This window comes from Streptomyces sp. NPDC127084, from assembly GCF_042724175.1.
In the GTDB taxonomy this organism is placed as follows: domain Bacteria; phylum Actinomycetota; class Actinomycetes; order Streptomycetales; family Streptomycetaceae; genus Streptomyces.
In genome coordinates, this window is record NZ_JBHXFA010000037.1 from 13,009 (window position 1) to 33,888 (window position 20,880).

Genomic DNA, 20,880 nt, shown 5'->3' on the forward strand with positions numbered 1-20,880 from the left:
GGGTCAGAACAGGAAGTACCGCTGGGCCATGGGCAGTACTTCCACGGGTGCCGGTTCGACGGTTTCGCCGTCGATCGTGACCGTGAAGGTGTCCGCGTCGACCTGGACACGCGGCTGGGCGGTGTTCTCCCGCATGTCGGCCTTGGTCACCCGGCGGGTGCTGCGGATCGGGGTGAAGGGCTTGCCGAGGCCGAGGCGTCCGGGGAGGTCGTCCTCGACCGCCTGCTCGGTGGTGAAGTTGACGGAGTTGGCCGCCGGGGCTCGTCCCGTGGCACCGAACATGGGGCGGGGCAGCACCGGTTGCGGGGTGGGGATGGAGGCGTTGGCGTCGCCCATCTGCGCGTAGGCGATCTGGCCCCCCTTGATCACGAGTTGGGGCTTGACCCCGAAGAAGGCGGGTTCCCAGAGCACCAGATCGGCGAGCTTGCCCTGCTCGATCGAGCCGATCTCGTGGTCCATGCCCTGTACGACGGCCGGGTTGATGGTGTATTTGGCGACATAGCGACGGGCCCGTAGATTGTCGGCGCGACCGTCTCCGGGAAGCGCTCCGCGGCGCTGCTTCATGACGTGCGCGGTCTGCCAGGTCCGCAGGATCACCTCGCCGATGCGGCCCATGGCCTGGGAGTCCGAGGAGATGATGGAGATCGCGCCGAGGTCGTGGAGCACGTCCTCGGCGGCGATGGTGGAGGGCCGGATACGTGATTCGGCGAACGCCAGGTCCTCGGTGACTGCCGGGTTGAGGTGGTGGCAGACCATCAGCATGTCGAGGTGTTCCTCGATGGTGTTGACGGTGTGCGGCCGGGTCGGATTGGTGGAGCTGGGCAGCACGTACGGCTCGGAGACGACCGTGATGATGTCCGGGGCGTGACCGCCGCCCGCGCCCTCGGTGTGGTAAGCGTGGATGGTGCGGCCCCTGATGGCCGCCAGGGTGTCGCCGACGAACCCCGCCTCGTTCAGGGTGTCCGTGTGGATGGCGAGCTGGGCGCCGGTCTCGTCGCAGACGGTGAGGCAGGCATCGATGGCGGCGGGGGTGGCGCCCCAGTCCTCGTGGATCTTGAAACCGATGGCGCCGCCACGCAGTTGGGCGTACATCGCTTCGCGCGAGACGGTGTTGCCCTTGCCCAGCAGTCCGATGTTGACGGGGCTGTGCTCCAGGGCCTCGAACATCCGGGCGAGGTGCCAGGAGCCAGGTGTGATCGTGGTGGCCTTGGTGCCCTCGGCGGGCCCGGTGCCGCCGCCGACCAGTGTGGTGATCCCGGAGGACAGCGCCTGGTCGATCAGGGTCGGCGAGATGAAGTGCACATGGGCGTCGATCGCCCCGGCCGTGATGATCTTCCCATTGCCGACGATGATCTCGGTCTCGGGCCCGATGACCAGGTCGGGATGGACTCCGTCCATCGTGTCGGGGTTCCCGGCCTTCCCGATGCCGGTGATGCGCCCGTCCCGGATGCCGATGTCGGCCTTGACGACGCCCCAGTGGTCGATGATCACCGCCCCGGTGATGACGGTGTCCGGTGCGCCTTCCGCCCGGGTGGTACGCGCCTGGCCCATGGACTCCCGGATCACCTTGCCGCCGCCGAAGACGGCCTCGTCCCCGGCGCGTCCCGGACCGCCTGAGCGGTCCTCCTCGACCTCGACCAGCAGCGCGGTGTCGGCGAGCCTGATCCGGTCCCCGGTGGTGGGCCCGAAGAGGTCCGCGTACCGGGCCCTGGACAGCACAGCGGCGGTCGCCGAGTACTCGGTGTGCGCGGCGTTCTCAGTCATCGAGCGGCCCTCCGGTCTCAGCGCGCAGACCGGGCACCACACGCAGCCCGGCGAGCGGTACGAGTGCCACCTCGACCGGGATGCCGGGCTCGAAGCGCACGGCGGTGCCCGCGGCGATATGCAGCCGGCGGCCACGGGCGGCGGGCCGGTCGAAGCGGAGGCCGGGGTTGGCCTCGGCGAAGTGGTAGTGGGAACCGACCTGGACGGGACGGTCGGCGGCGTTGAGCACGGTCAGCCGGATCACGTCACGCCCCTCGTTGAGCATGACGGGCTCGTCGGCGTAGAGGATCTCTCCGGGGATCATCGTCGGCAACCCCCGGTCAGACGATCGGGGTGTGGACGGTGACGAGCTTGGTGCCGTCCGGGAAGGTCGCCTCCACCTGGACGTCGTGGATCATCTCGGGGATGCCCGGCATGACGTCGTCGCGGGTGAGCACCTTGCGTCCCGAGGCCATGAGTTCGGCGACGGTGCGGCCGTCCCGCGCGCCTTCGAGGATGTGCGAGGTGATCAGGGCCACCGCTTCGGGGTGGTTGAGCTTCACGCCGCGGGCCCGGCGCCTGTCCGCGACATCCGCGGCCACATGGATGAGCAGGCGTTCCTGCTCGTGCGGGGTCAGTTGCACGCTTCCACCTCACAGCTCGATCCGGTCGGGGCCGCGGGGCCCGTCCAGCCGGCAGCCGACCGCGGCCCTCCACACCACCAGCCGTCGACGGCGGCGTGATGCTTCGTGGCCAGGACTGTGAACGTTAGGGCGGAAGTTTTTCCGGCACGTTAACTGACCTCCGGCAGCCGCATGGACATCAGCCCGCGCAGCCCGTTCTCCAGAACCCGCACGTCCACGTCACCGAACAGCGCCTTCTGGGCGATGAACCCCTGGGCCGTGGCCATAAGCGTCTGCGCGAGATCCTCGGAAGCCACGTCGGCCCGGAGGATTCCGCTGTCCCGGTAGGCGTCGGCAAGCCGTGCCCACGCCCCGCGCATATCGGCGAAGGCACCGTCCAGCATCCTGCCGAGCCGCTCGTTGCGGAGCGTCTCGGTCCACACCTGGATGATCAGCCCGGCGGACGCCTGCCCCCCGCCCCCCGGCGCCAGTTCCTCGAAGAGCCTGCGCAGCACGCGGCCCAGCAGGATGTCGGGGGTCGGCACCGGTGTCGCGTCAGCGGCCTCGTGGAAAGCGGCTCGGACCCCGCCGAAGGCCTCCTCGGCGATGGCGACGATGAGCTCGTCCTTGCCCCGGAAGTACCGGTAGACAGCCCCCGCGGAGAGTCCGACCTCGCTGAGGACGTCCTGCATCGAGGCGGCATGGAAGCCGTTGCGGGCGAAGCAGCGCGCTGCGCCGTCGAGGATCTGCCGGCGGCGGGCGTCGAGGTGTTCCTGGGATACACGAGCCATGATCCCAATCTAAAACGAACGTTCCTTCTTGACAAGAGGCACCCTTGCCCGCACATTGGCGTAGCGAAGTAAAACGAACGATCCTTCTCTCAGATTCCGAATCGAGGAACCCCATGCCCGCAATGTCCGCCGCGGCACCGCCCACCCGTCGCATCCGCCCCGTGATCGCGGTGCTGGTGCTCGTCCCCGTTCTCGTCTCCCTGGCACTGTGGGCCTTCGCCTGGCCCGCCGCCCGGATGGCCCCGAACGAGCTGCCCATCGGTGTCGCGGGCCCGGCGTCCGCCACGGCCCAGCTCGAGCAGGACTTCGCCCGGCACGAGGAAGCGTTCGAGATCCATCGCTATGACGACGAGGCCGCCGCCCGTGAGGCGATAGAGGACCGTGACGTATACGGCGCGATGGTGGTGACCACCGATGGGCCGAAGGTGCTGACGGCCTCGGCCGCGAGCCCCATCGTGGCGGCACTGCTCACGGAGTCCGCCTCCATGGCGACACCCGAGGGGAACCGGCCGCTCATCGAGGACGTCGTCGCCGCGTCTCCCGACGACCCCCGGGGCAGCGCGCTCGCGTCAAGCATCCTGCCCCTCGCCCTGGCCGGGATCGCGGCCGGAGCCGCCGTGACCCTGCTCGGTCTGCGGGGATGGCGTGCGGCGACCGCCCTGACCGCTACGGCCGCGCTCTCCGGACTCGTCGCGACCGCCGTCGCCCACAGCTGGCTCGGAGCGCTCACAGGTGACTGGTGGGCCGAGGCAGGGGTGCTCATGCTCACCGTGCTCGCCGTGGGCGCGGGAGTCGCCGGGCTCGCCGCGGTACTGGGACGCGAGGGGCTCGGGCTGGGTGCCCTGCTGATCGTGCTGATCGGCAACCCCTTCTCGGGGGTTGGCACCGCACCGGAGCTGCTGCCCGATCCGGCCGGCCTGATCGGCCAGTGGCTGCCACCCGGCGCGGGTGGTTCGCTGCTGCGGTCGGTGGCCTTCTTCGACGGCGCCGGCTCCGCGTGGCCCACGCTCGTCCTGACCCTATGGGCCCTGCTGGGACTGACCGCGGTCCTGATCGGCGGACGCCGCCGGGCCCCGAGCCCCGCACCGCGGCCGGTCCCGGAACCCGTGTCGGCACCTGCGGCCTGAACCGGAACACCCGTCACAGCCAGGGCGCTTGAGCGCCCACACACAACGGCCGCGTGCCCCCGCTGTAGCGGACGGGGCCACGCGGCTCTCTCGTACTCAGAACCTGGCGCCCGGGTCGCGGTGTTCCACCGCGATACCGAACCTGCCCCGTTCGCCGGTAGCGGACGGCCCGGGTGGGTGCAGCGTCGAGACCGAGGCGATCGCCGACTCGTCCGCGGACTGCTCCGCGGCCTCAAGCACCTTGAGTCGTTCGAGGTCAGCGGCGGAGACAAGGGCGACGAGCGGCTTTCCATGACGGGTGACGACCACCCGTTCGCCCCCGTACACGACGCGGTTGATCAAATCGGCGAGCTCTGCCCGCGCTTGCGTCACCGGAATCTCGTAGGCCATGCTCCCCATCATAGTCGCCTGTACGTCCTGTACATTTTTTACGGTTGGAGTCGTCCCGTGCTGCGTTCCTCTGCCCGCTATGTGCTTCCGGAGTTCCACGAGCGGACCGCTTCCGGTATCCGCACTCTCGACCCGTACTCGAAGCTGCTGGGCGAGCGCATCGTCTTCCTCGGCACGCCGATCGACGAGACCTCGGCCGGCGATGTGGTCGCCCAACTGCTCTATCTCGAATACGCCGCCCCGGACCAGGACATCCAGCTCTACATCAACTCGCCTGGCGGCCCCATCAGCGCGATGACCTCCATCTACGACACGATGCAGGTGGTGGGCTGCGATGTGGCGACCACCTGCCTCGGGCAGGCCGCCTCCACGGCCGCCGTGCTCCTCGCCGCCGGCACCCCCGGCAAGCGCATGGCGCTGCCCGGAGCCCGGGTCGTGCTCCAGCAGCCCGCGCTGCCCGAGCCGGTGCGGGGGCAGCCGTCCGATCTGGACATCCAGGCCCGGGAATTGCTGCGGATGCACGAGCAGATCGCGGCCATGCTCGTGCGCCACACCGGGCAGAGCGGCGAACGCGTCCGCGACACGCTCGACCGCGACACGGTCTTCGACGCGGCGTCCGCGAAGGAATTCGGCCTGATCGACCATGTCGTCAAGAACCGCAAGGCTTCGGCGGCTTCGCCCGGGGCGCGGTGAACAGGCCGTGCTGCCACCGGAACTGCCGCCGCTGCCCGCGCTGACGCGCGCCGAGGGCGAGTTCATCGACTGCTATCTCGAAGTCGTCGACCAGCTCGGACGGATCAATCCGGCGCGCGGCACGCACACATACGGGGCACTGCGCGCCGCGCAGGCGCTGGCCGCACGGGCGGAGGCCCTCCGGGACGCGCTCGCGCTGATGCACGCGCGCGGCGAGAGCGAACTGCACGCGCCCGTATTGGGGCGCGCACTGCGGGTGCTCGGCGGGGAACGGCGCACCGCCCGGATCATCCTTCCACCGCAGTCCATGAGTTGAGGTGGCCGAGGCCGCGTCCGGGCGGGGGGAGACGCCGGGACGCACGCGTACGAGTGGGTGTCCGCCAACCGGCTCACGCATCTCCGCCGCCCACGTGTCCTACAAGTTGCGTTCCCCGATGGGCCATCCGGTGGACGGCGGCGTCAAGTCGCAGGTAAGGAGCCTGTCACGGTGCCGGTCCGACACGGCCGAATGGGGCTCTCCACCTGATTGGACGAGCGGTGAGGAGCTTCACGCAATGCCGTTTCAACGAGGAAATCCGGCGGTTCGTGCGTCAAGATCGCTGGGACGACAAGCCCCCGCCACCACGGCGGGGCGGTCCGGGCGGACGCCGAGTCCTGCCGCCGCGCCGGATGCCTGAGTCGACATGAGTGCTTTCGGCAGGAGTGGAGGACCCAGGCAGTACGGTCCGGCCGCCACATCCGGCCAGACCTCGGGGTGAAGCCGCGCACGCGGCCGGGCACCTTCGCCAGCCCGAACCCGACAGGTCATCCTTCACAGGCGGCTGACGAAGGGTTGCGCATGACTGCGCATGCATACAGTCCGTCCCTGTTCACGCGGACGGGTGCCGTCTCCGCTGTCACTCTCGCCGCCGTCGGCGGCTCCCTGCTCGTACCGGGCGGCGCTCCGGAGGCCCAAGCCGCCGCCGCGCACGCGGCCAAGGCCCTGAAGGTGGCCGCTTCCAAGAAGGGCGCACCCTACGGGTACGGCGCCACCGGTCCCAGCCGTTTCGACTGCTCGGGCCTTGTCCTCTTTTCCTATCGGAAGGCGGGCAAGAGGCTGCCGCGCACCGCGCAGGCTCAGTACAACCGCACACGCCATATCCCGGCATCCAGCCGCCAGAAGGGTGATCTGGTGTTCTTTCATCACGGCGGGCAGGTCTACCACGTCGGGATCTACGCGGGCGGCGGGAAGATCTGGCACTCCCCCAAGACCGGCTCCGTGGTCAAGCTGAGCAAGATCTGGTCGAAGGGTGTGCGGTACGGGCGCGTGGGCTGACCGACGAGACCGGGCGACGAGGACAGCCGGTCATCCTGACAACAGGACACAGTCCGCAGAATATGGCTTACTCATACCATATGGACAACGAGGAAGCCTGTGCGGCGCGGGATGAGACCGAGGCCGAGCGGGCGGACCGCAATTTCGCCGAGCTCCTGCAAGAGCTGCGGGTCATCCAGACCGGCGTGCAGATCCTGTTCGCCTTTCTGCTGACCCTGGCGTTCACATCCCGGTTCCCCTCGCTCGACTCGTTCCAGCGCGGCACCTATGTGACGACACTGATGCTGGCCGTGGTGGCCGCGGCGCTGTTCACCGCGCCCGCCGCGGTGCATCGCGGGCTGTTCCGCAGGGGCGCCAAGAAGGAGATCGTCTCGGTCTCCTCGCGGCTGGCCGGGACGGGACTCGCCGTGCTCGCCCTCGCGTTGACCTCGGCGGTGCTGCTGGTGGTCGACGTGGTGCACGGTACGCCTGAGGGGATCATCGCCGGCGCCGTGACCCTGTTCGTCTGCGTCATGCTGTGGGGGGCGCTGCCGCTCGGCATGGCACGGAAGTTCGACCGGAGCGGGCGGCAGGCGGACCGCGACGACCGGAACCGGGGCCGCGACGACCGGGGCCCGCGACCCGGCCGCCGCTGAGAGCCTCAGCGGCCCGGTGCGGTGCGCAGGATGGTGGTGACCGCGTCGTCCAACTGCCGCTCCGTGAGGTCGGCGCGCGCGGTCAGCCTGAGCCGAGAGATGCCGTCGGGCACGGACGGTGGCCGGAAGCAGCCGACGGCGAGCCCCGCCGCCCGGCAGTCGGCCGCCCAGCGTACGGCCGACTCCGGCGATGGCGCCCGTACGGAGACGACCGCGGCGTCCGGGCGGGCGGCCGTGAGCCCTGCGCTCGTGAGGCGTTCGTAGAGCGTGGCCGCCACGGCGCGGGCACGGTCCGCGAGCTCGGGCTCACGTTCGATCAGGCGCAGACTCGCCAGTGCCGCACCCGCCGCTGCCGGAGCGAGGCCGGTGTCGAAGATGAACGTCCGCGCGGCGTTGACCAAGTGGGCGATGACGCGCGCTGGTCCGAGTACGGCCCCGCCCTGGCTGCCCAGCGACTTGGAGAGGGTCATGGTGGCGACGGCATCCGGCGCGCCCGCGAGCCCCGCCCCCTGCAATGCGCCCCGGCCGCCTTCGCCGAGCACCCCGAGACCGTGCGCGTCGTCGACGACCAGCGCGGCGCCGTGCGCACGGCAGACGGCGGCGAGCGCGGTGAGCGGCGCCGCGTCTCCGTCCACGGAGAAGACCGAGTCGGTGACGACGAGCGCGCGCCGCCCGGGGTGGGCGTCAAGGGTTTTGCGTACGGCCTCGGCGTCGGCGTGCGGCACGACGGCTGTCTCGGCGCGTGCGAGTCGGCAGCCGTCCACGATCGAGGCGTGGTTCCCGGCGTCCGAGACGATGAGGGAGTCGTGCGCGCTCAGCGCGGTGAGGGCGGCGAGGTTGGCCGCGTACCCGGAGGAGAACACCAGCGCCGCCTCGAACCCGCAGAAACGGGCCAGCTCCGCTTCGAGTTCGGCGTGCAGCGCGGTGGTTCCGGTGACCAGCCGCGATCCGGTGGCTCCCGCGCCCCAGCGGTCGGCGGCTTCGCCTGCGGCGGCGGTGACTTCCGGTCGGCGGGTGAGCCCGAGGTAGTCGTTGCTCGCCAGATCCAGCAGGGCGTCATCGGCCGGGCGCGGGCGCAGCGTACGGACGAGACCGGCGTCCGCGCGCAGCCGCGCCGCTTCGTCGGTCCAGTCGAACGGATCCTTGAGCATGGCCTGAGGCATGGCAGTGCGGTCCTTTTGTAGGCAGCGAACAGACCCTAGCGCCGCGCGGCAGAGGACAGAATGTGGTCATACACACACCTCAATCCGTGTGTGTTGTCCACTTCCTCCTTGGCCGACAGGCGCCTGGTAAGCGAGGATCTCCGCCATGGATCTCCTGAACACGCTGGTCGACAAGGGCTTGCGGCGTGAGCTGCCGACCCGTGAAGAAGCCCTCGCCGTACTGGCGACTTCCGACGACGATCTGCTCGATGTGGTGGCCGCGGCAGGCAAGGTGCGCCGGCAGTGGTTCGGACGGCGGGTGAAGCTGAACTATCTGGTGAACCTGAAGTCCGGTCTGTGCCCTGAGGACTGCTCGTACTGCTCGCAACGACTCGGTTCCAAAGCCGACATCCTCAAGTACACCTGGCTGAAGCCCGATGAGGCTTCGAAGGCCGCCGCCGCGGGTGTCGCGGGCGGCGCGAAGCGGGTGTGCCTGGTGGCGAGCGGCCGGGGACCGACCGACCGCGATGTCGACCGGGTCTCGAAGACGATCGAGACCATCAAGGCGGAGAACGAGGGCGTCGAGGTGTGCGCCTGCCTGGGGCTGCTCTCGGACGGACAGGCGGAGCGGCTGCGGGAGGCGGGTGCGGACGCCTACAACCACAACCTCAACACCTCTGAGGGCACCTACGGGGACATCACCACCACGCACACGTACGCCGACCGGGTGGACACCGTGCAGAAGGCGCACGCAGCGGGCCTTTCGGCCTGCTCGGGGCTTATCGCCGGTATGGGTGAGAGTGATGCGGATCTGGTTGACGTGGTGTTCGCGCTGCGCGAGCTGGACCCGGACTCGGTGCCCGTGAACTTCCTGATCCCGTTCGAGGGCACGCCGCTCGCCAAGGAGTGGAACCTCACGCCCCAGCGGGCGCTGCGGATCCTCGCCATGGTGCGCTTCGTCTGCCCGGATGTGGAGGTACGGCTCGCGGGCGGCCGGGAAGTGCAGCTGCGTTCGCTGCAGCCGCTGGCGCTGCACCTCGCCAACTCGATCTTCCTGGGCGACTACCTGACCAGCGAGGGCCAGGCGGGTCAGGCGGACCTCGACATGATCGCGGACGCGGGTTTCGAGGTGGAGGGCGCGGACACGACCACGCTGCCCGAGCACCGGGCGGACGCGATGGCCGCGGCTGCGCGCGGTGGGTGCGGTCAGTCGCACGGCGAGAGCGGCGGTGGCGGAGTCTGCGGTTCCTCGCACGGTGACGGCGGCTGCGGTCCGTCGCACGGCGAGGGCGGCGGTGGCTGCGGACCGTGCGGTGGCGGCGCGTCCGCACCCGCGACGCCGGCTCCGGAGACCGCCGGGGCGCGCCCCGACCTGGTCTCGGTGCGGCGCCGGGGCGCTGGTACGGACCTCGCGCCGAATGCGTAGCGAGGAGGTACGGCGTCTGGTCGAACTCGACCGGGCGCATGTCTGGCACCCGTACGGCCCGATGCCGGGCCGTACGGACCCGCTCGTCGTCGAGTCCGCGTCCGGAGTGCGGCTGCGACTCGCCGAACCGGCCGAGGGCCGGCGGGAGCTGGTCGACGGTATGTCGTCCTGGTGGTCGGCCATCCACGGCTACCGGCACCCGGTGCTCGACGAGGCGGCGCGCGGCCAGCTCGACCGGATGAGTCATGTGATGTTCGGCGGGCTCACCCATGAGCCCGCCGTCCGCCTCGCCACCCGGCTGGTCGAGATCACACCTGAACCACTGCGGCATGTCTTCCTGTGCGACTCCGGTTCGGTCGCGGTCGAGGTCGCGGTGAAGATGTGCTTGCAGTACTGGCGTTCGGTGGGACGGCCCGAAAAGCAGCGGATGCTGACCTGGCGCGGCGGGTACCACGGAGACACCTGGCAGCCGATGGCGGTGTGCGACCCGGACGGCGGAATGCACCAGCTGTGGTCGGGGGTGCTGCCGCGTCAGATCTTCGCGGACGCCCCGCCGCCCGGCTTCGAGGAGGGTTACGCGGACCGTCTGCGTGCACTCATCGCACGCCACGCGCATGAGCTTGCGGCGGTGATCGTGGAGCCCGTGGTCCAGGGCGCGGGCGGGATGCGCTTCCACTCCCCCGAGTATCTGCGGGTGCTGCGGGAGGCCTGCGACGCCAACGACGTGCTGCTCGTGTTCGACGAGATCGCCACGGGCTTCGGGCGTACGGGCGCGCTCTTCGCGGCGGAGCACGCCGCGGTGTCCCCCGATGTCATGTGCCTGGGCAAGGCGCTCACCGGCGGGTATCTGTCGATGGCGGCGACGCTGTGCGCCCCGCGGGTGGCAGATGGCATCTCGCAGGGCGAGGTGCCCGTCCTGGCGCACGGGCCGACCTTCATGGGCAACCCACTGGCGTCGGCCGTCGCCTGCGCGTCGATCGACCTGCTGCTCGGCCAGGACTGGGCCCACGAGGTCAAGCGGATCGAAGCGGGCCTGCACCAGGGGCTCGCGGAGGCCCGTGCGCTCCCCGGCGTCCGTGACGTGAGGGTGCTCGGGGCCATCGGGGTCGTTCAGCTCGACCATCCGGTGGACATGGCGGCGGCGACCCGGGCGGCGGTCCGCGAGGGCGTCTGGATCCGTCCCTTCCGCGATCTGCTGTACACGATGCCGCCGTTCGTCACGAGCGACGAGGATCTGGCCCTGATCGCCCGGGCGGTGTGCGCGGCAGCGGCTGCGGGCTGACCCAGGCGTCGCCTGGGCGATGGCGGAAGTACGAAGGCGAGGAAGCGAGGAACGGCATGGGTGTCATCGTCGTCAGCGGAACCGGGACCGAGATCGGCAAGACCGTGGTGACCGCGGCCCTGGCCGCCGTGGGCGCGGCCAAGGGGCTGAAGGTCGCCGTACTCAAGCCCGCGCAGACCGGGCTGGCGCCGGGCGAACCCGGGGACGCCCACGAGGCGGCACGGCTCGCGGGCCCCGGGGTGACGGCGGTGGAGCTCGCGCGGTTCCCGGAGCCGCTGGCCCCGAACACGGCCGCGCGGCGGGCGGGTCTCACCACGGTCGGACCCCGGGACGTCGCGGAGGCCGCGGAGAAGCTCGCCACCGAGCACGACCTCGTGCTGGTCGAGGGCGCGGGCGGTCTCCTGGTACGCCTCGACGACGCGGGCGGTACGCTCGCCGACGCCGCAGGGCTGCTGGGCGCACCGGTACTGGTGGTCGCGGCCGCCGGACTCGGCACGCTGAACGCGACACAGCTCACCACCGAGGCGCTGCGCGCGCGTTCGCTGGAGCCGCTGGGAGTCGTCGTCGGCAGCTGGCCCGCCGCACCGGATCTCGCCGCGCGGTGCAACCTCACCGACCTCCCCGTGACCTCGGGCGCCGAGCTGATCGGTGCGGTGCCCGAGGGCGCGGGCGGGCGGGCCCCCGACGACTTCCGGCGCAGCGCGCCCTCCTGGCTCGCCCCGGTACTCGGTGGCGTGTGGGACGCGGACCGCTTCACGGCAGGACAGTAGGCTCGTCGGATGGATGCCGAGCCGGTGCGCGCGAGGGTCAACGAGATCGTCTTCGACTGCGCCGAGCCGGCGGCTTCGGCCCGGTTCTGGGCGGGGCTGCTCGGTGGCGAGCCCGTGGAGCGGAATCCGGACTGGGCGTATGTCGATCCGCCCGGGTTCATCCGCGTGGCGTTCCAGCGCGTACCGGAGGGCAAGCAGGTCAAGAACCGGCTGCATCTGGACCTGGACGGGGGCGACATCATGGCCGCGTCCGCCGCTGCCGTGCGGCTCGGTGCCTCGCTCGTCGGCGGTGTCGTCAACGACGAACAGGGAGCGTTCCAGGTGCTGCGGGACCCTGAAGGCAATGAATTCTGCTTTGTTGCGTGCGGGATCGGCTGATCCGGGCGGTTCGGGGGGAGAATCACCGTACCGGTCGTCCGAGGAGGCCCACGATGCCGTTGCGCGCGCCGAAAGTCCACCGGGACACCGTCCACCATCCGCTGTTCGCCCGTTTCTACGCCCGGCTCAGCGTCGCCGCCGACAGCGGACTCGGAATCGCGGACTACCGCGCTGAGCTACTGTCGGGCCTTTCCGGTCGGATCATCGAGATCGGCGCGGGCAACGGGTTGAACTTCCCGCACTACCCGGCCGCCGTTTCGGAGGTCGTGGCGATCGAACCGGAGCGTGTACTGCGGCAGCTGGCGGTGACATCGGCGCGCAACGCCGATGTGCCGGTCGATGTGGTGCCGGGCGCCGCCGAAGCGCTGCCCGTGAAGAGCGAGGCGTTCGACGGGGCCGTGGTGTCCCTGGTGCTGTGCTCGGTACGGGATGTCGCCCGAGCGCTCAGCGAGATCAGTCGTGTGCTGCGGCCCGGTGGGGAACTGCGCTTCCTCGAACACGGCCGGGCACCCGGGCGGTTCATGGCAGGTACGCAGCGGGCACTGGACCGCTCGGTGTGGCCCTTGCTGTTCGGCGGTTGCCACACGGCCCGGGAGCCGCTGGCCGCCATGGAGCGGGCCGGTTTCGAGATCGGCGCCTACCGGTCGCTGTACATCCCGGGGAAGGGGCTTAGGCTGCCCTCGTCGTTCACCGTGCTGGGCGTGGCGCGCCGCCCCTTCGCACCAGACGGGCCGGCAACCGGGTCGGAGAGTACGGACGGGGCGGGGCTAGCGGAGTCCTGAGCCGCTCGCGTCAGCCGATCGGATTGCCGACGTCGAACAGGCCGAGTTGCTCGAAGGACTCGGCCTTCTCATCCGTCCCGCGGTCGCGCAGCACGAACGTCCCCCGCTGCAGGCTGAGGCCGTAACCCTGATGCGCCTCCGTGATCACATACGCGTCCACGGCCCGGCCCACGACTTCGCGGAGATCCCCAGCCTGTCGGCCAGCTCCTTCCACGTGATCCCCTCGGCCTTGAGCGGCCGTCTCAGCAGCGCGACGCCGCTACCGCGGGCATGAGCGCTGTCCGGGGTGGGCCCCGGCACGGAGCGGCATCACCGGATGCTTTGCCGGTCCTTTACTATAGGCACAACTATTCGCCTTCGAACGAAAGGTGTGAGCGTCCGCCCATGGGCGAGCCTCCCAGTAGCAGCCACCACCTCGGAAACCGAGCGTTCCTCCTCCCGCCGACCGATCATGGGACGGAGGTGAACCGATGACCGAAGTGCTCCTGCTCCTCGTGGCGGTGCTGCTCTGCCTCGCGTGTGGAGCGTTCGTCGCGGCGGAGTTCTCGCTCACGACGGTCGAGCGCCCCGACCTGGAGCGCGCCGTGGAACGGGGCGAGCGCGGCGCCGCCAGTGCACTGAAGGCGGTGCGCGGCCTCACCTTCCAGCTCTCCGGGGCCCAGCTCGGCATCACGGTGACCAACCTGGTCGTCGGTATGCTCGCGGAGCCCTCCATCGCCAAGCTGATCACGGGTCCGCTGGAGGCGATCGGCGTCTCCACGTCCATCGCCTCGTCCCTGGCCCTGGTCATCGGTACGGCGCTGTCGACGATCGCGCTGATGGTGGTCGGCGAGCTGGTCCCCAAGAACTGGGCGATCTCGTCGCCGCTCGCGGTCGCGAAGGTCGTCGCCACGCCGCAGCGCGTCTTCTCCGCCGCGTTCGGCCCGCTGATCGGCCATCTGAACAACATGGCGAACCGCTTGGTGCGCCGCTTCGGGTTCGAGCCGACGGAGGAGCTCGCCTCGGCGCGTACCCCCGAGGAGCTTGTCGCCTTGGCACGGCACTCCGCCAAAGAAGGCGCGCTGGAGCCGGACACCGCCGAGCTGTTCGTCCGCACCCTGAATCTCGCCGACCTCACGGCGGAGAACGTGATGACCCCGCGCGTCCAGGTCACCGCCCTGGAGTCACGAGCGACCGCGGAGGATGTTGCCAACGCCACCCGGGCAACCGGGCTGTCGCGCTTCCCCGTGTACCGGGACAGCCTCGACACGGTGATCGGGATCGCCCACATCAAGGACGTCCTCGCCGTACCGGCCGCCCAGCGGATCCGCCATCCGGTGGTGGAGCTGCTGCGGGAGCCGGTGCTGGTGCCCGAGACACTGACCGTGGACCGGCTGCTGGATCGGCTGTCCGCCAAGCGGACGATGGCCGTGGTGATCGACGAGTACGGCGGTACGGCCGGAGTGGTCACCCTGGAGGACATCGTGGAGGAGGTCGTCGGCGAGGTGCGCGACGAGCACGATCCGCACGAGACGTCGGACCTGGCCCGGGCGGGCGAGGACGCGGACGGGCGGGCCCTGTGGTCCGCCGACGGTGCCGCGCGCACCGATCAGCTCCAGGCGATCGGGCTGCGGGTGCCCGACGGTCCGTACGAGACCCTGGCGGGTCTGATCGCCAGCACACTCGGCCGGATACCGGCCGTCGGCGACACCATGGAGCTCGGTGGCTGGCGGCTCGATGTCGTGGACGCGTCCGGGCGGCGCGCGGCGCGGGTGCTGCTGCACGCGCCGCTGCCCTGGGCGGACGGCGAGCCTGACACCGGTGGGCCGGCGGGCGGCGACGCGGACGGGAGGTTCGCGCGATGACCGCGATCCAGCTTTTCATCGCTTTTCTGACGCTGGTCGTCAACGCCTTCTTCGTCGGTGCCGAGTTCGCCCTGGTCTCGGTGCGCCGCAGCCAGATCGAACCGAAGGCCGAGGAAGGCGACCGGAGGGCGCGCAGCGTCATCTGGGGCCTGGAGCATGTCTCGGCACTGCTGGCCGCGGCGCAGCTCGGTATCACCCTGTGCACGCTTGTGCTGGGTGTGGTGGCCGAGCCGGCGATCGCGCATCTGCTGGAGCCGGTCTTCGACGCGGTCGGGGTGCCGGAGGGGCTGGTGCACGCGATCTCGTTCGTGATCGCGCTGGCGGTGGCGACGTATCTGCACATGCTGCTGGGCGAGATGGTGCCCAAGAACATCGCGCTCGCCGAGCCGACGCGTACGGCGCTGGCCCTCGGTCCGCCACTGGTGGCGCTGGCCCGGGCGCTGCGACCGGTGATCTTCACGATCAACGCCTTCGCCAACACCCTGCTCAAGCTGCTGCGGGTGGAGGTCAAGGACGAGGTGTCCGCGACCTTCTCGGACGACGAACTGGCCCGTATGGTGCGCGATTCGGGGGACGCGGGGCTCCTGGACGACCGGGCTGCCGAGCGGCTGCACGACGCGCTGGAGCTGGGGCGCCGACCGGTCCGCGAGGTCGTGGTACCGGTCGGACAGGTGGTGTACGCCCAGGTCGGCACCACACCGGAGGAGCTGGAGCGGCTGTCCGCCGAGTCGGGCTTCTCGCGCTTCCCGGTCCTGGACGGCACGCGCCGGATCCTCGGCTATCTGCATGTGAAGGACGCCCTGGACGAGGCTCCACGCGATATGCCGTTCCCGGTAACGGCCCTGCGGCCGATCGCCCGGGTGCGGGCCGCGACCCCGCTGGACGATGTGCTGACCGCGATGCGCCGCAGCCGTACGCACCTCGCCGCGGTGCTCGACGAGGATGGCGAACCGGCCGGGCTGGTCACGATGGAGGACGTCCTGCGGGAACTGGTCGGTACACCCGGACAGAACGCCTAGGGCCTGGGGGCGCGGTCCGTGGTCTCGGTGATACCGGGGCCGCGTCCACCCACCCCTGAGGTACCTATCGCCGTGAGTACGGAGAGCAGCGTGGCGAGGCCCGCCGTCGCAAGGGCGGCGGGCCAGTCGACGTCGAACAGGCTTGTCGCCTTTGCTACGAGCACCGCGGCGAGCGACTGGGCGAAGGTGCGGATGGCGCGTTCGGCCGTGGCGGTCCAGAAGGCGGCACTCAACAGATTCGACATGTACGCGACATTACCCAACCGTGAGTGACCGGCCACGACCGCCCCCGAACCAGGGGGCGGGGCTCGCGGCCTCGACCCCGGCAGGGCGCCCGGACGCCATCCACCACGACTACACCCCCGCACTGACGACAGGGCCCCAGTGACACAGGGGACCCACTGGACATACCGCGCGGTATGATCCCCCCGCCATGGAGATATCTGCAGAGCACACCAGCTTCGTCGCGATCGGCGACTCCTTCACCGAGGGCATGTCCGACCTTCGCCCCGACGGCTCGTACCGGGGCTGGGCCGATCTCCTGGCGGCACGCCTCGCGGCCCGCACGCCCGGTTTCCGGTACGCGAACCTCGCCGTGCGCGGCAAGCTCATCGGTCAGATCGTCGACGAGCAGGTGGACCGCGCAGCGACGATGAACGCGGATGTGGTGACCCTGGTCGGCGGGCTCAACGACGCTCTGCGCCCCAAGTGCGACATGGGCAGGGTGCGGGGGCTGCTCGACGAAGCGGTGGAGCGACTCGCCCCGTCGTGCGGCCGGCTGGTGCTCATGCGCAGTCCGGGGCGCAACGGGCCGGTCATGGAGCGCTTCCGGCCGCGTATGGAGGAGCTGTTCGCCCACATCGACGTACTTGCCGCTCGGCATGGCGCGCTCGTGGTGGACCTGTACGGAGCCCCGGTACTCGGGGACCAGCGGCTGTGGGACGTGGACCGGCTGCATCTGACCGCCGAGGGCCACCGCCGGGTCGCCGAGGCCGTGTGGCAGACGCTGGGCCTCACGCCCGAGGAGGACTGGCGGGCGCCGCTGCCCACGGCCGTGGTCCCGGGCTGGGCCGCCCGGCGCACGGCGGACCTGCGCTTCTCGCGGGAGTATCTGCTGCCCTGGATCGGGCGTCGGCTCACCGGGCGTTCCTCGGGCGACGGACGGCCGGCGAAACGGCCCGAGCTGCTCCCCTACTCCGTCCCGCTCGCCGGTGAACCGGACGGGGAGACCGCAGGGCTCCCGTAGCAGACCCACAAACCCGGGCGGCCTGCGCGCTGCCGTCCGGCCCCTGCGCCATGGAGCCGTAGACCGATGCACCCCCTCGGGCGGGTTCCCACTGAGAACCTCAAAAGTCGGGGGCGTGATCGTGCGCCCATTGGCGGAAGGTGCGAGCCGGCCCCGGACGGGGAGACCGCTGGGCTCTCGTAGCAAGCCACAAACCGGGGCGGCGCGCTGGCCTGCGCAATCCGCCAGTAGAATCCGTACACGTGACTGCCAAGCCCCGCATCCCCAATGTCCTGGCCGGCCGCTACGCCTCCGCGGAGCTCGCCGTCCTGTGGTCCCCCGAGCAGAAGGTGAAGCTGGAGCGCCGACTCTGGCTGGCCGTGCTGCGCGCCCAGCGGGATCTCGGGATCGAGGTGCCCGAGGCCGCGCTCGCCGACTATGAGCGGGTGCTCGACCAGGTCGATCTGGCCTCCATCGCCGAGCGTGAGAAGGTCACGCGGCACGATGTGAAGGCCCGTATCGAGGAGTTCAACGCCCTCGCCGGCCATGAGCATGTGCACAAGGGCATGACCTCCCGCGATCTGACCGAGAACGTGGAGCAGCTCCAGATCCGGCTCTCGCTGGAGCTGATGCGGGACCGCACGGTCGCGGTACTCACCCGCCTCGGCGCGCTGTCCGGGCAGTACGCCGAGCTCGTGATGGCCGGCCGCTCGCACAACGTGGCCGCGCAGGCCACGACACTGGGCAAGCGCTTCGCGACGGCGGCCGACGAACTGCTCGTCGCCTACGGGCGGCTTGAGGATCTGCTGGGCCGTTATCCCCTGCGCGGCATCAAGGGCCCGGTCGGCACGGCCCAGGACATGCTCGACCTGCTCGGCGGTGACGCTGCCAAGCTCGCCGAGCTGGAGCAGCGCATCGCCGCCCACCTGGGCTTCGCGCACGCTTTCACCTCCGTCGGCCAGGTCTACCCGCGCTCCCTGGACTACGACGTGGTCACGGCACTGGTGCAGCTCGCCGCCGCGCCGTCCTCGCTAGCGAAGACCATCCGGCTGATGGCCGGGCACGAGCTGGTCACCGAGGGCTTCAAGCCCGGCCAGGTCGGCTCGTCGGCGATGCCGCACAAGATGAACACCCGCTCCTGCGAACGCGTCAACGGCCTGATGGTCATCCTGCGCGGCTACGCGTCGATGACCGCCGAGCTGGCCGGCGACCAGTGGAACGAGGGCGACGTCTCCTGCTCGGTGGTACGCCGGGTCGCGCTGCCGGACGCCTTCTTCGCCTTCGACGGACTGGTGGAGACCTTCCTGACGGTGCTGGACGAGTTCGGCGCGTTCCCCGCCGTCGTGGCACGTGAACTGGACCGCTACCTGCCCTTCCTGGCCACGACCAAGGTCCTCATGGGCGCGGTGCGCGCCGGTGTCGGCCGCGAGGTCGCCCACGAGGTCATCAAGGAGCACGCTGTGGCCTCCGCGCTGGCGATGCGCGAGCAGGGTGCCGAGCGCAACGAGCTGCTGGGCAAACTCGCGGCCGACGAGCGCGTCCCGCTGGACCGTGCCGCGCTCGACGCCCTCATGGCGGACAAGCTGTCCTTCACCGGTGCGGCGGGCGACCAGGTCGCGTCGGTGGTCTCGCGGATCGAGGAGATCGCCAAGCAGCACCCGGATGCCGCCGGGTACGCCCCCGGCGCGATTCTCTGACCGAGAGCACCGGAGACCACGGACGCACCGGACACACCGAAATGCCCCGGCCCCACCGGACGCCCCGGTTCACGCCCGCCGAGCTGGAGGCCGCCCGCGATCGCCTCGTTCCCGATGTGATCGCGGACGGCTTGGCCGTCCTCTTCTGCGGGATCAACCCTGGTCTGCTGTCGGCGGCGACGGGGCATCACTTCGCCCGGCCGGGCAATCGCTTCTGGCCGGTGCTGCACCTCGCGGGTTTCACCCCGCGTCAGCTTCGGCCGGATGAGCAGGACGAACTGCTGTCGTACGGTCTCGGCATCACCAATGTGGCCGCCCGGGCCACCGCCCGCGCGGACGAGCTGAGCGCGGAGGAGTTCCGTGACGGAGGCAGGATCCTCGCGGAGAAGGTGGAGCGGCTGCGGCCCCGCTGGCTCGCGGTCGCCGGGGTCACCGCGTACCGCACGGCCTTCGGGGAGCGCGGTGCGCGGATCGGCCCGCAGGAGCGGATGATCGGTGCGACGCGGATCTGGGCGCTGCCCAATCCCAGCGGTCTGAACGCGCACTGGACCGTGCGGTCCATGGCCGATGAGTACCGCCGGTTGCGGCTGGCCGCGGGCGTGGCCGAGCCCTCCGCCTGAGCGGGAGCGTGGACCTCGGGGCCGCGGTGTTGCGGGGTCCCCGCGCGCGGTCCATAGTCCGAAGCATGGACCCCGGAGGGGCGGCGGACCCGCGAGAGGCGGCGCTGCGCCGGGCGCACGACCATGCCGTTCGCTGGCTCGCAAGCCTGACCGAGCGGCGGGTCCCGGCCCGTGCCACGGTCGCCGAGGTGGTACGTGCGCTCGGCACCGAGCTGCCGGACGGTCCGTGCCCGCCCGAGGACGTCATCGACCTGCTGGCCGACGCCTGCGAGCCGGGTCTCACGGCCTTCCCCAGCGGGCGTTTCTACGGCTTCGTGATCGGGGGCAGCGAACCGGCGGCCCTGGCCGCCGACTGGCTGGTGAGCGCCTGGGACCAGAACTCGGTGCTGCGTCTGGTCTCACCGGCGCACACGGCGGTGGAGGACATCGCCGAAGGATGGCTCCTGGACCTCCTGGGCCTGCCGCCGGACAGTGCCGTCGGCTTCACCACCGGTGCCACCATGGCCAACTTCACCTGTCTCGCCGCCGCCCGCGACACGGTGCTGCGGCGGGCGGGCTGGAACGCCGCCCGCGATGGCCTCAGCGGCGGTCCCCGGGTCCGGGTGCTCACCGGTGAGTGCCGCCATATGACGGTCGATCTGGCGCTCCGCTATCTCGGGTTGGGGGAACCACGACCGGTGGCGGCGGACGACCAGGGACGTATCGTGCCCGCCGCGCTGCTGGACGCCCTGGAAACGGGAGGCCGGGATGAGCCGACGATCGTGTCGCTCCAGGCCGGGGAGATCCATACCGGCGCCTTCGACCCGTTCGAGGTGACGATCGAGGCCGCGCACGCCGCGGGGGCCTGGGTGCATATCGACGGAGCCTTCGGCCTGTGGGCCGCTGCAACCCCCGCGTATGCCCCGCTCACCGCGGGCTGTGTGCGCGCCGACTCCTGGGCCACGGACGCCCACAAGACCCTGAACGTGCCCTACGACTGCGGTCTGGCCGTCGTACGGGACGCCCCGGCACTGCGGGCGGCGATGGGCCGACGCGGCGACTACCTCATCCACCATGAACGCGGCGACCCCTTCGACAAGGTGCCCGAACTCTCCCGGCGTGGCCGGGCCTTCACCGTGTGGGCCGTGCTGCGCTCGCTCGGCCGGTCGGGTGTCGCCGCCCTTGTCGAGCGGCTGTGCCGCCATGCCTCGGCGTTCGCCCGCGGCATTGCCGGAATCGAGGGCGCCCGGGTGCTGAACGACGTGGTGTTCACGCAGGGGGGGGGGCCGGTTTGGGGGGCGCCGCCCCCCCGCGCCGGGGGGGGGGCCGGGGAACGCCGGGGCGCGGGGTGGGGTGGGAGGCGGCCACCGGGCCCGGGGGGGGGGGTGGGTGTGTGGGG

Annotated in this window: 24 protein-coding genes and 1 riboswitch; of the genes, 16 read left to right on the forward strand and 8 right to left on the reverse strand. The window is 70.9% G+C overall.

All coding sequences use genetic code 11. The annotated features are described in order from the left end of the window. Positions 1-3: 3 nt before the first annotated feature. The 4 genes from ACFWI9_RS11725 to ACFWI9_RS11740 form a co-directional block, all read right to left on the reverse strand. Positions 4-1,764 carry an urease subunit alpha gene (locus ACFWI9_RS11725; protein ID WP_387160956.1) on the reverse strand — a complete coding sequence of 587 codons (1,761 nt, stop codon included), beginning with the start codon at positions 1,762-1,764 and terminating at the stop codon, positions 4-6. Next, the gene (locus ACFWI9_RS11730; protein WP_387160957.1) at positions 1,757-2,068 is read right to left on the reverse strand and encodes an urease subunit beta; all 312 of its coding nucleotides are present in this window, start codon (positions 2,066-2,068) and stop codon (positions 1,757-1,759) included. The genes ACFWI9_RS11725 and ACFWI9_RS11730 overlap by 8 nt, the downstream gene beginning before the upstream one ends. Positions 2,069-2,084: 16 nt before the next feature. Next, the gene (locus ACFWI9_RS11735) at positions 2,085-2,387 is read right to left on the reverse strand and encodes an urease subunit gamma (RefSeq protein WP_387160959.1); all 303 of its coding nucleotides are present in this window, start codon (positions 2,385-2,387) and stop codon (positions 2,085-2,087) included. A 149-nt stretch (positions 2,388-2,536) separates the two neighbouring features. After that, positions 2,537-3,157 carry a TetR/AcrR family transcriptional regulator gene (locus tag ACFWI9_RS11740; protein ID WP_387160961.1) on the reverse strand — a complete coding sequence of 207 codons (621 nt, stop codon included), beginning with the start codon at positions 3,155-3,157 and terminating at the stop codon, positions 2,537-2,539. Positions 3,158-3,279: 122 nt separating this feature from the next. On the opposite strand from ACFWI9_RS11740, the gene ACFWI9_RS11745 reads away from it, so the two are divergent. Beyond that, positions 3,280-4,284, forward strand: coding sequence for an ABC transporter permease (locus tag ACFWI9_RS11745; RefSeq protein ID WP_387161023.1), 1,005 nt, complete (start codon positions 3,280-3,282; stop codon positions 4,282-4,284). Between the two features lie 96 nt (positions 4,285-4,380). On the opposite strand, the gene ACFWI9_RS11750 is transcribed toward ACFWI9_RS11745, so the two are convergent. Further along, entirely contained in the window at positions 4,381-4,674 is a 294-nt protein-coding gene (locus tag ACFWI9_RS11750) for a type II toxin-antitoxin system Phd/YefM family antitoxin (RefSeq protein WP_387160963.1), read from the reverse strand. Positions 4,675-4,731: 57 nt separating this feature from the next. On the opposite strand from ACFWI9_RS11750, the gene ACFWI9_RS11755 reads away from it, so the two are divergent. From ACFWI9_RS11755 to ACFWI9_RS11770, 4 genes are all read left to right on the forward strand, one after another. Continuing rightward, positions 4,732-5,367, forward strand: a complete 636-nt coding sequence (locus tag ACFWI9_RS11755; RefSeq protein ID WP_387160964.1) for an ATP-dependent Clp protease proteolytic subunit — start codon at positions 4,732-4,734, stop codon at positions 5,365-5,367. A gap of 7 nt (positions 5,368-5,374) precedes the next feature. Next, a complete protein-coding gene (locus ACFWI9_RS11760; protein WP_387160966.1) occupies positions 5,375-5,683 on the forward strand; it encodes a hypothetical protein in 309 nt (102 codons plus the stop codon). Positions 5,684-6,045: 362 nt separating this feature from the next. Next, a riboswitch (cyclic di-AMP (ydaO/yuaA leader) is annotated at positions 6,046-6,202 on the forward strand. A 3-nt stretch (positions 6,203-6,205) separates the two neighbouring features. Continuing rightward, positions 6,206-6,682 carry a C40 family peptidase gene (locus ACFWI9_RS11765; protein ID WP_387160969.1) on the forward strand — a complete coding sequence of 159 codons (477 nt, stop codon included), beginning with the start codon at positions 6,206-6,208 and terminating at the stop codon, positions 6,680-6,682. A gap of 80 nt (positions 6,683-6,762) precedes the next feature. After that, positions 6,763-7,317: a DUF6328 family protein gene (locus ACFWI9_RS11770; protein WP_387160971.1), complete on the forward strand. Its 555-nt coding sequence runs from the start codon at positions 6,763-6,765 to the stop codon at positions 7,315-7,317. Between the two features lie 5 nt (positions 7,318-7,322). Here the strand turns inward: ACFWI9_RS11770 and ACFWI9_RS11775 are convergent, their stop codons facing one another. Beyond that, a complete protein-coding gene (locus ACFWI9_RS11775) occupies positions 7,323-8,468 on the reverse strand; it encodes an 8-amino-7-oxononanoate synthase (RefSeq protein WP_387161025.1) in 1,146 nt (381 codons plus the stop codon). 157 nt (positions 8,469-8,625) lie between these two features. Here ACFWI9_RS11775 and bioB point away from each other — a divergent pair, with 157 nt between their 5' ends. From bioB to ACFWI9_RS11800, 5 genes are read left to right on the forward strand one after another with little or no spacing between them, the layout of a single operon-like run. Next, positions 8,626-9,885: a biotin synthase BioB gene (bioB, locus tag ACFWI9_RS11780; RefSeq protein WP_387160972.1), complete on the forward strand. Its 1,260-nt coding sequence runs from the start codon at positions 8,626-8,628 to the stop codon at positions 9,883-9,885. Then, a complete protein-coding gene (locus ACFWI9_RS11785; RefSeq protein ID WP_387160974.1) occupies positions 9,878-11,167 on the forward strand; it encodes an adenosylmethionine--8-amino-7-oxononanoate transaminase in 1,290 nt (429 codons plus the stop codon). Before bioB ends, ACFWI9_RS11785 begins: the two co-directional genes overlap by 8 nt. A 56-nt stretch (positions 11,168-11,223) precedes the next feature. Then, a complete protein-coding gene (gene bioD, locus ACFWI9_RS11790) occupies positions 11,224-11,937 on the forward strand; it encodes a dethiobiotin synthase (protein WP_387160975.1) in 714 nt (237 codons plus the stop codon). A gap of 24 nt (positions 11,938-11,961) precedes the next feature. Beyond that, positions 11,962-12,315: a VOC family protein gene (locus ACFWI9_RS11795; protein ID WP_387161026.1), complete on the forward strand. Its 354-nt coding sequence runs from the start codon at positions 11,962-11,964 to the stop codon at positions 12,313-12,315. Positions 12,316-12,368: 53 nt separating this feature from the next. Then, positions 12,369-13,097, forward strand: a complete 729-nt coding sequence (locus tag ACFWI9_RS11800; RefSeq protein ID WP_387160976.1) for a class I SAM-dependent methyltransferase — start codon at positions 12,369-12,371, stop codon at positions 13,095-13,097. A gap of 10 nt (positions 13,098-13,107) precedes the next feature. On the opposite strand, the gene ACFWI9_RS11805 is transcribed toward ACFWI9_RS11800, so the two are convergent. Then, entirely contained in the window at positions 13,108-13,311 is a 204-nt protein-coding gene (locus ACFWI9_RS11805) for a hypothetical protein (RefSeq protein ID WP_387160978.1), read from the reverse strand. A 256-nt stretch (positions 13,312-13,567) separates the two neighbouring features. On the opposite strand from ACFWI9_RS11805, the gene ACFWI9_RS11810 reads away from it, so the two are divergent. Next, on the forward strand, positions 13,568-14,941 hold the full coding sequence (locus tag ACFWI9_RS11810) for a hemolysin family protein (protein WP_387160979.1): 1,374 nt from the start codon (positions 13,568-13,570) through the stop codon (positions 14,939-14,941). Then, positions 14,938-15,960, forward strand: a complete 1,023-nt coding sequence (locus ACFWI9_RS11815) for a hemolysin family protein (protein WP_387160981.1) — start codon at positions 14,938-14,940, stop codon at positions 15,958-15,960. The genes ACFWI9_RS11810 and ACFWI9_RS11815 overlap by 4 nt, the downstream gene beginning before the upstream one ends. On the opposite strand, the gene ACFWI9_RS11820 is transcribed toward ACFWI9_RS11815, so the two are convergent. Beyond that, complete coding sequence (locus tag ACFWI9_RS11820; RefSeq protein ID WP_387160984.1) at positions 15,957-16,205, reverse strand: holin; 249 nt, start codon at positions 16,203-16,205, stop codon at positions 15,957-15,959. The genes ACFWI9_RS11815 and ACFWI9_RS11820 overlap by 4 nt on opposite strands. 188 nt (positions 16,206-16,393) lie before the next feature. Between ACFWI9_RS11820 and ACFWI9_RS11825 the strand changes: the two genes are divergently transcribed. The 4 genes from ACFWI9_RS11825 to ACFWI9_RS11840 form a co-directional block, all read left to right on the forward strand. Further along, the gene (locus ACFWI9_RS11825; protein WP_387160986.1) at positions 16,394-17,206 is read left to right on the forward strand and encodes an SGNH/GDSL hydrolase family protein; all 813 of its coding nucleotides are present in this window, start codon (positions 16,394-16,396) and stop codon (positions 17,204-17,206) included. Positions 17,207-17,448: 242 nt separating this feature from the next. Continuing rightward, positions 17,449-18,882, forward strand: a complete 1,434-nt coding sequence (purB, locus tag ACFWI9_RS11830) for an adenylosuccinate lyase (protein WP_387160987.1) — start codon at positions 17,449-17,451, stop codon at positions 18,880-18,882. A gap of 41 nt (positions 18,883-18,923) precedes the next feature. Then, positions 18,924-19,502, forward strand: coding sequence for a G/U mismatch-specific DNA glycosylase (gene mug, locus ACFWI9_RS11835; protein WP_387160990.1), 579 nt, complete (start codon positions 18,924-18,926; stop codon positions 19,500-19,502). 65 nt (positions 19,503-19,567) lie between these two features. Beyond that, on the forward strand, positions 19,568-20,880 hold a 1,313-nt coding region (locus tag ACFWI9_RS11840; protein WP_387160992.1), incomplete at its 3' end, for a pyridoxal phosphate-dependent decarboxylase family protein.

Excerpts from the sequence above, each read along its gene's own strand:
- ACFWI9_RS11725 (WP_387160956.1), bottom strand. The coding sequence starts at position 1,764 with ATGACTGAGAACGCCGCGCACACCGAGTACTCGGCGACCGCCGCTGTG.
- ACFWI9_RS11730 (WP_387160957.1), bottom strand. The coding sequence starts at position 2,068 with ATGATCCCCGGAGAGATCCTCTACGCCGACGAGCCCGTCATGCTCAAC.
- ACFWI9_RS11740 (WP_387160961.1), bottom strand. The coding sequence starts at position 3,157 with ATGGCTCGTGTATCCCAGGAACACCTCGACGCCCGCCGCCGGCAGATC.
- ACFWI9_RS11745 (WP_387161023.1), top strand. The coding sequence starts at position 3,280 with ATGTCCGCCGCGGCACCGCCCACCCGTCGCATCCGCCCCGTGATCGCG.
- ACFWI9_RS11750 (WP_387160963.1), bottom strand. The coding sequence starts at position 4,674 with ATGGCCTACGAGATTCCGGTGACGCAAGCGCGGGCAGAGCTCGCCGAT.
- ACFWI9_RS11765 (WP_387160969.1), top strand. The coding sequence starts at position 6,206 with ATGACTGCGCATGCATACAGTCCGTCCCTGTTCACGCGGACGGGTGCC.
- ACFWI9_RS11770 (WP_387160971.1), top strand. The coding sequence starts at position 6,763 with ATGGACAACGAGGAAGCCTGTGCGGCGCGGGATGAGACCGAGGCCGAG.
- ACFWI9_RS11775 (WP_387161025.1), bottom strand. The coding sequence starts at position 8,468 with ATGCTCAAGGATCCGTTCGACTGGACCGACGAAGCGGCGCGGCTGCGC.
- bioB (WP_387160972.1), top strand. The coding sequence starts at position 8,626 with ATGGATCTCCTGAACACGCTGGTCGACAAGGGCTTGCGGCGTGAGCTG.
- ACFWI9_RS11785 (WP_387160974.1), top strand. The coding sequence starts at position 9,878 with ATGCGTAGCGAGGAGGTACGGCGTCTGGTCGAACTCGACCGGGCGCAT.
- bioD (WP_387160975.1), top strand. The coding sequence starts at position 11,224 with ATGGGTGTCATCGTCGTCAGCGGAACCGGGACCGAGATCGGCAAGACC.
- ACFWI9_RS11800 (WP_387160976.1), top strand. The coding sequence starts at position 12,369 with ATGCCGTTGCGCGCGCCGAAAGTCCACCGGGACACCGTCCACCATCCG.
- ACFWI9_RS11810 (WP_387160979.1), top strand. The coding sequence starts at position 13,568 with ATGACCGAAGTGCTCCTGCTCCTCGTGGCGGTGCTGCTCTGCCTCGCG.
- ACFWI9_RS11815 (WP_387160981.1), top strand. The coding sequence starts at position 14,938 with ATGACCGCGATCCAGCTTTTCATCGCTTTTCTGACGCTGGTCGTCAAC.
- ACFWI9_RS11820 (WP_387160984.1), bottom strand. The coding sequence starts at position 16,205 with ATGTCGAATCTGTTGAGTGCCGCCTTCTGGACCGCCACGGCCGAACGC.
- ACFWI9_RS11825 (WP_387160986.1), top strand. The coding sequence starts at position 16,394 with ATGGAGATATCTGCAGAGCACACCAGCTTCGTCGCGATCGGCGACTCC.
- mug (WP_387160990.1), top strand. The coding sequence starts at position 18,924 with ATGCCCCGGCCCCACCGGACGCCCCGGTTCACGCCCGCCGAGCTGGAG.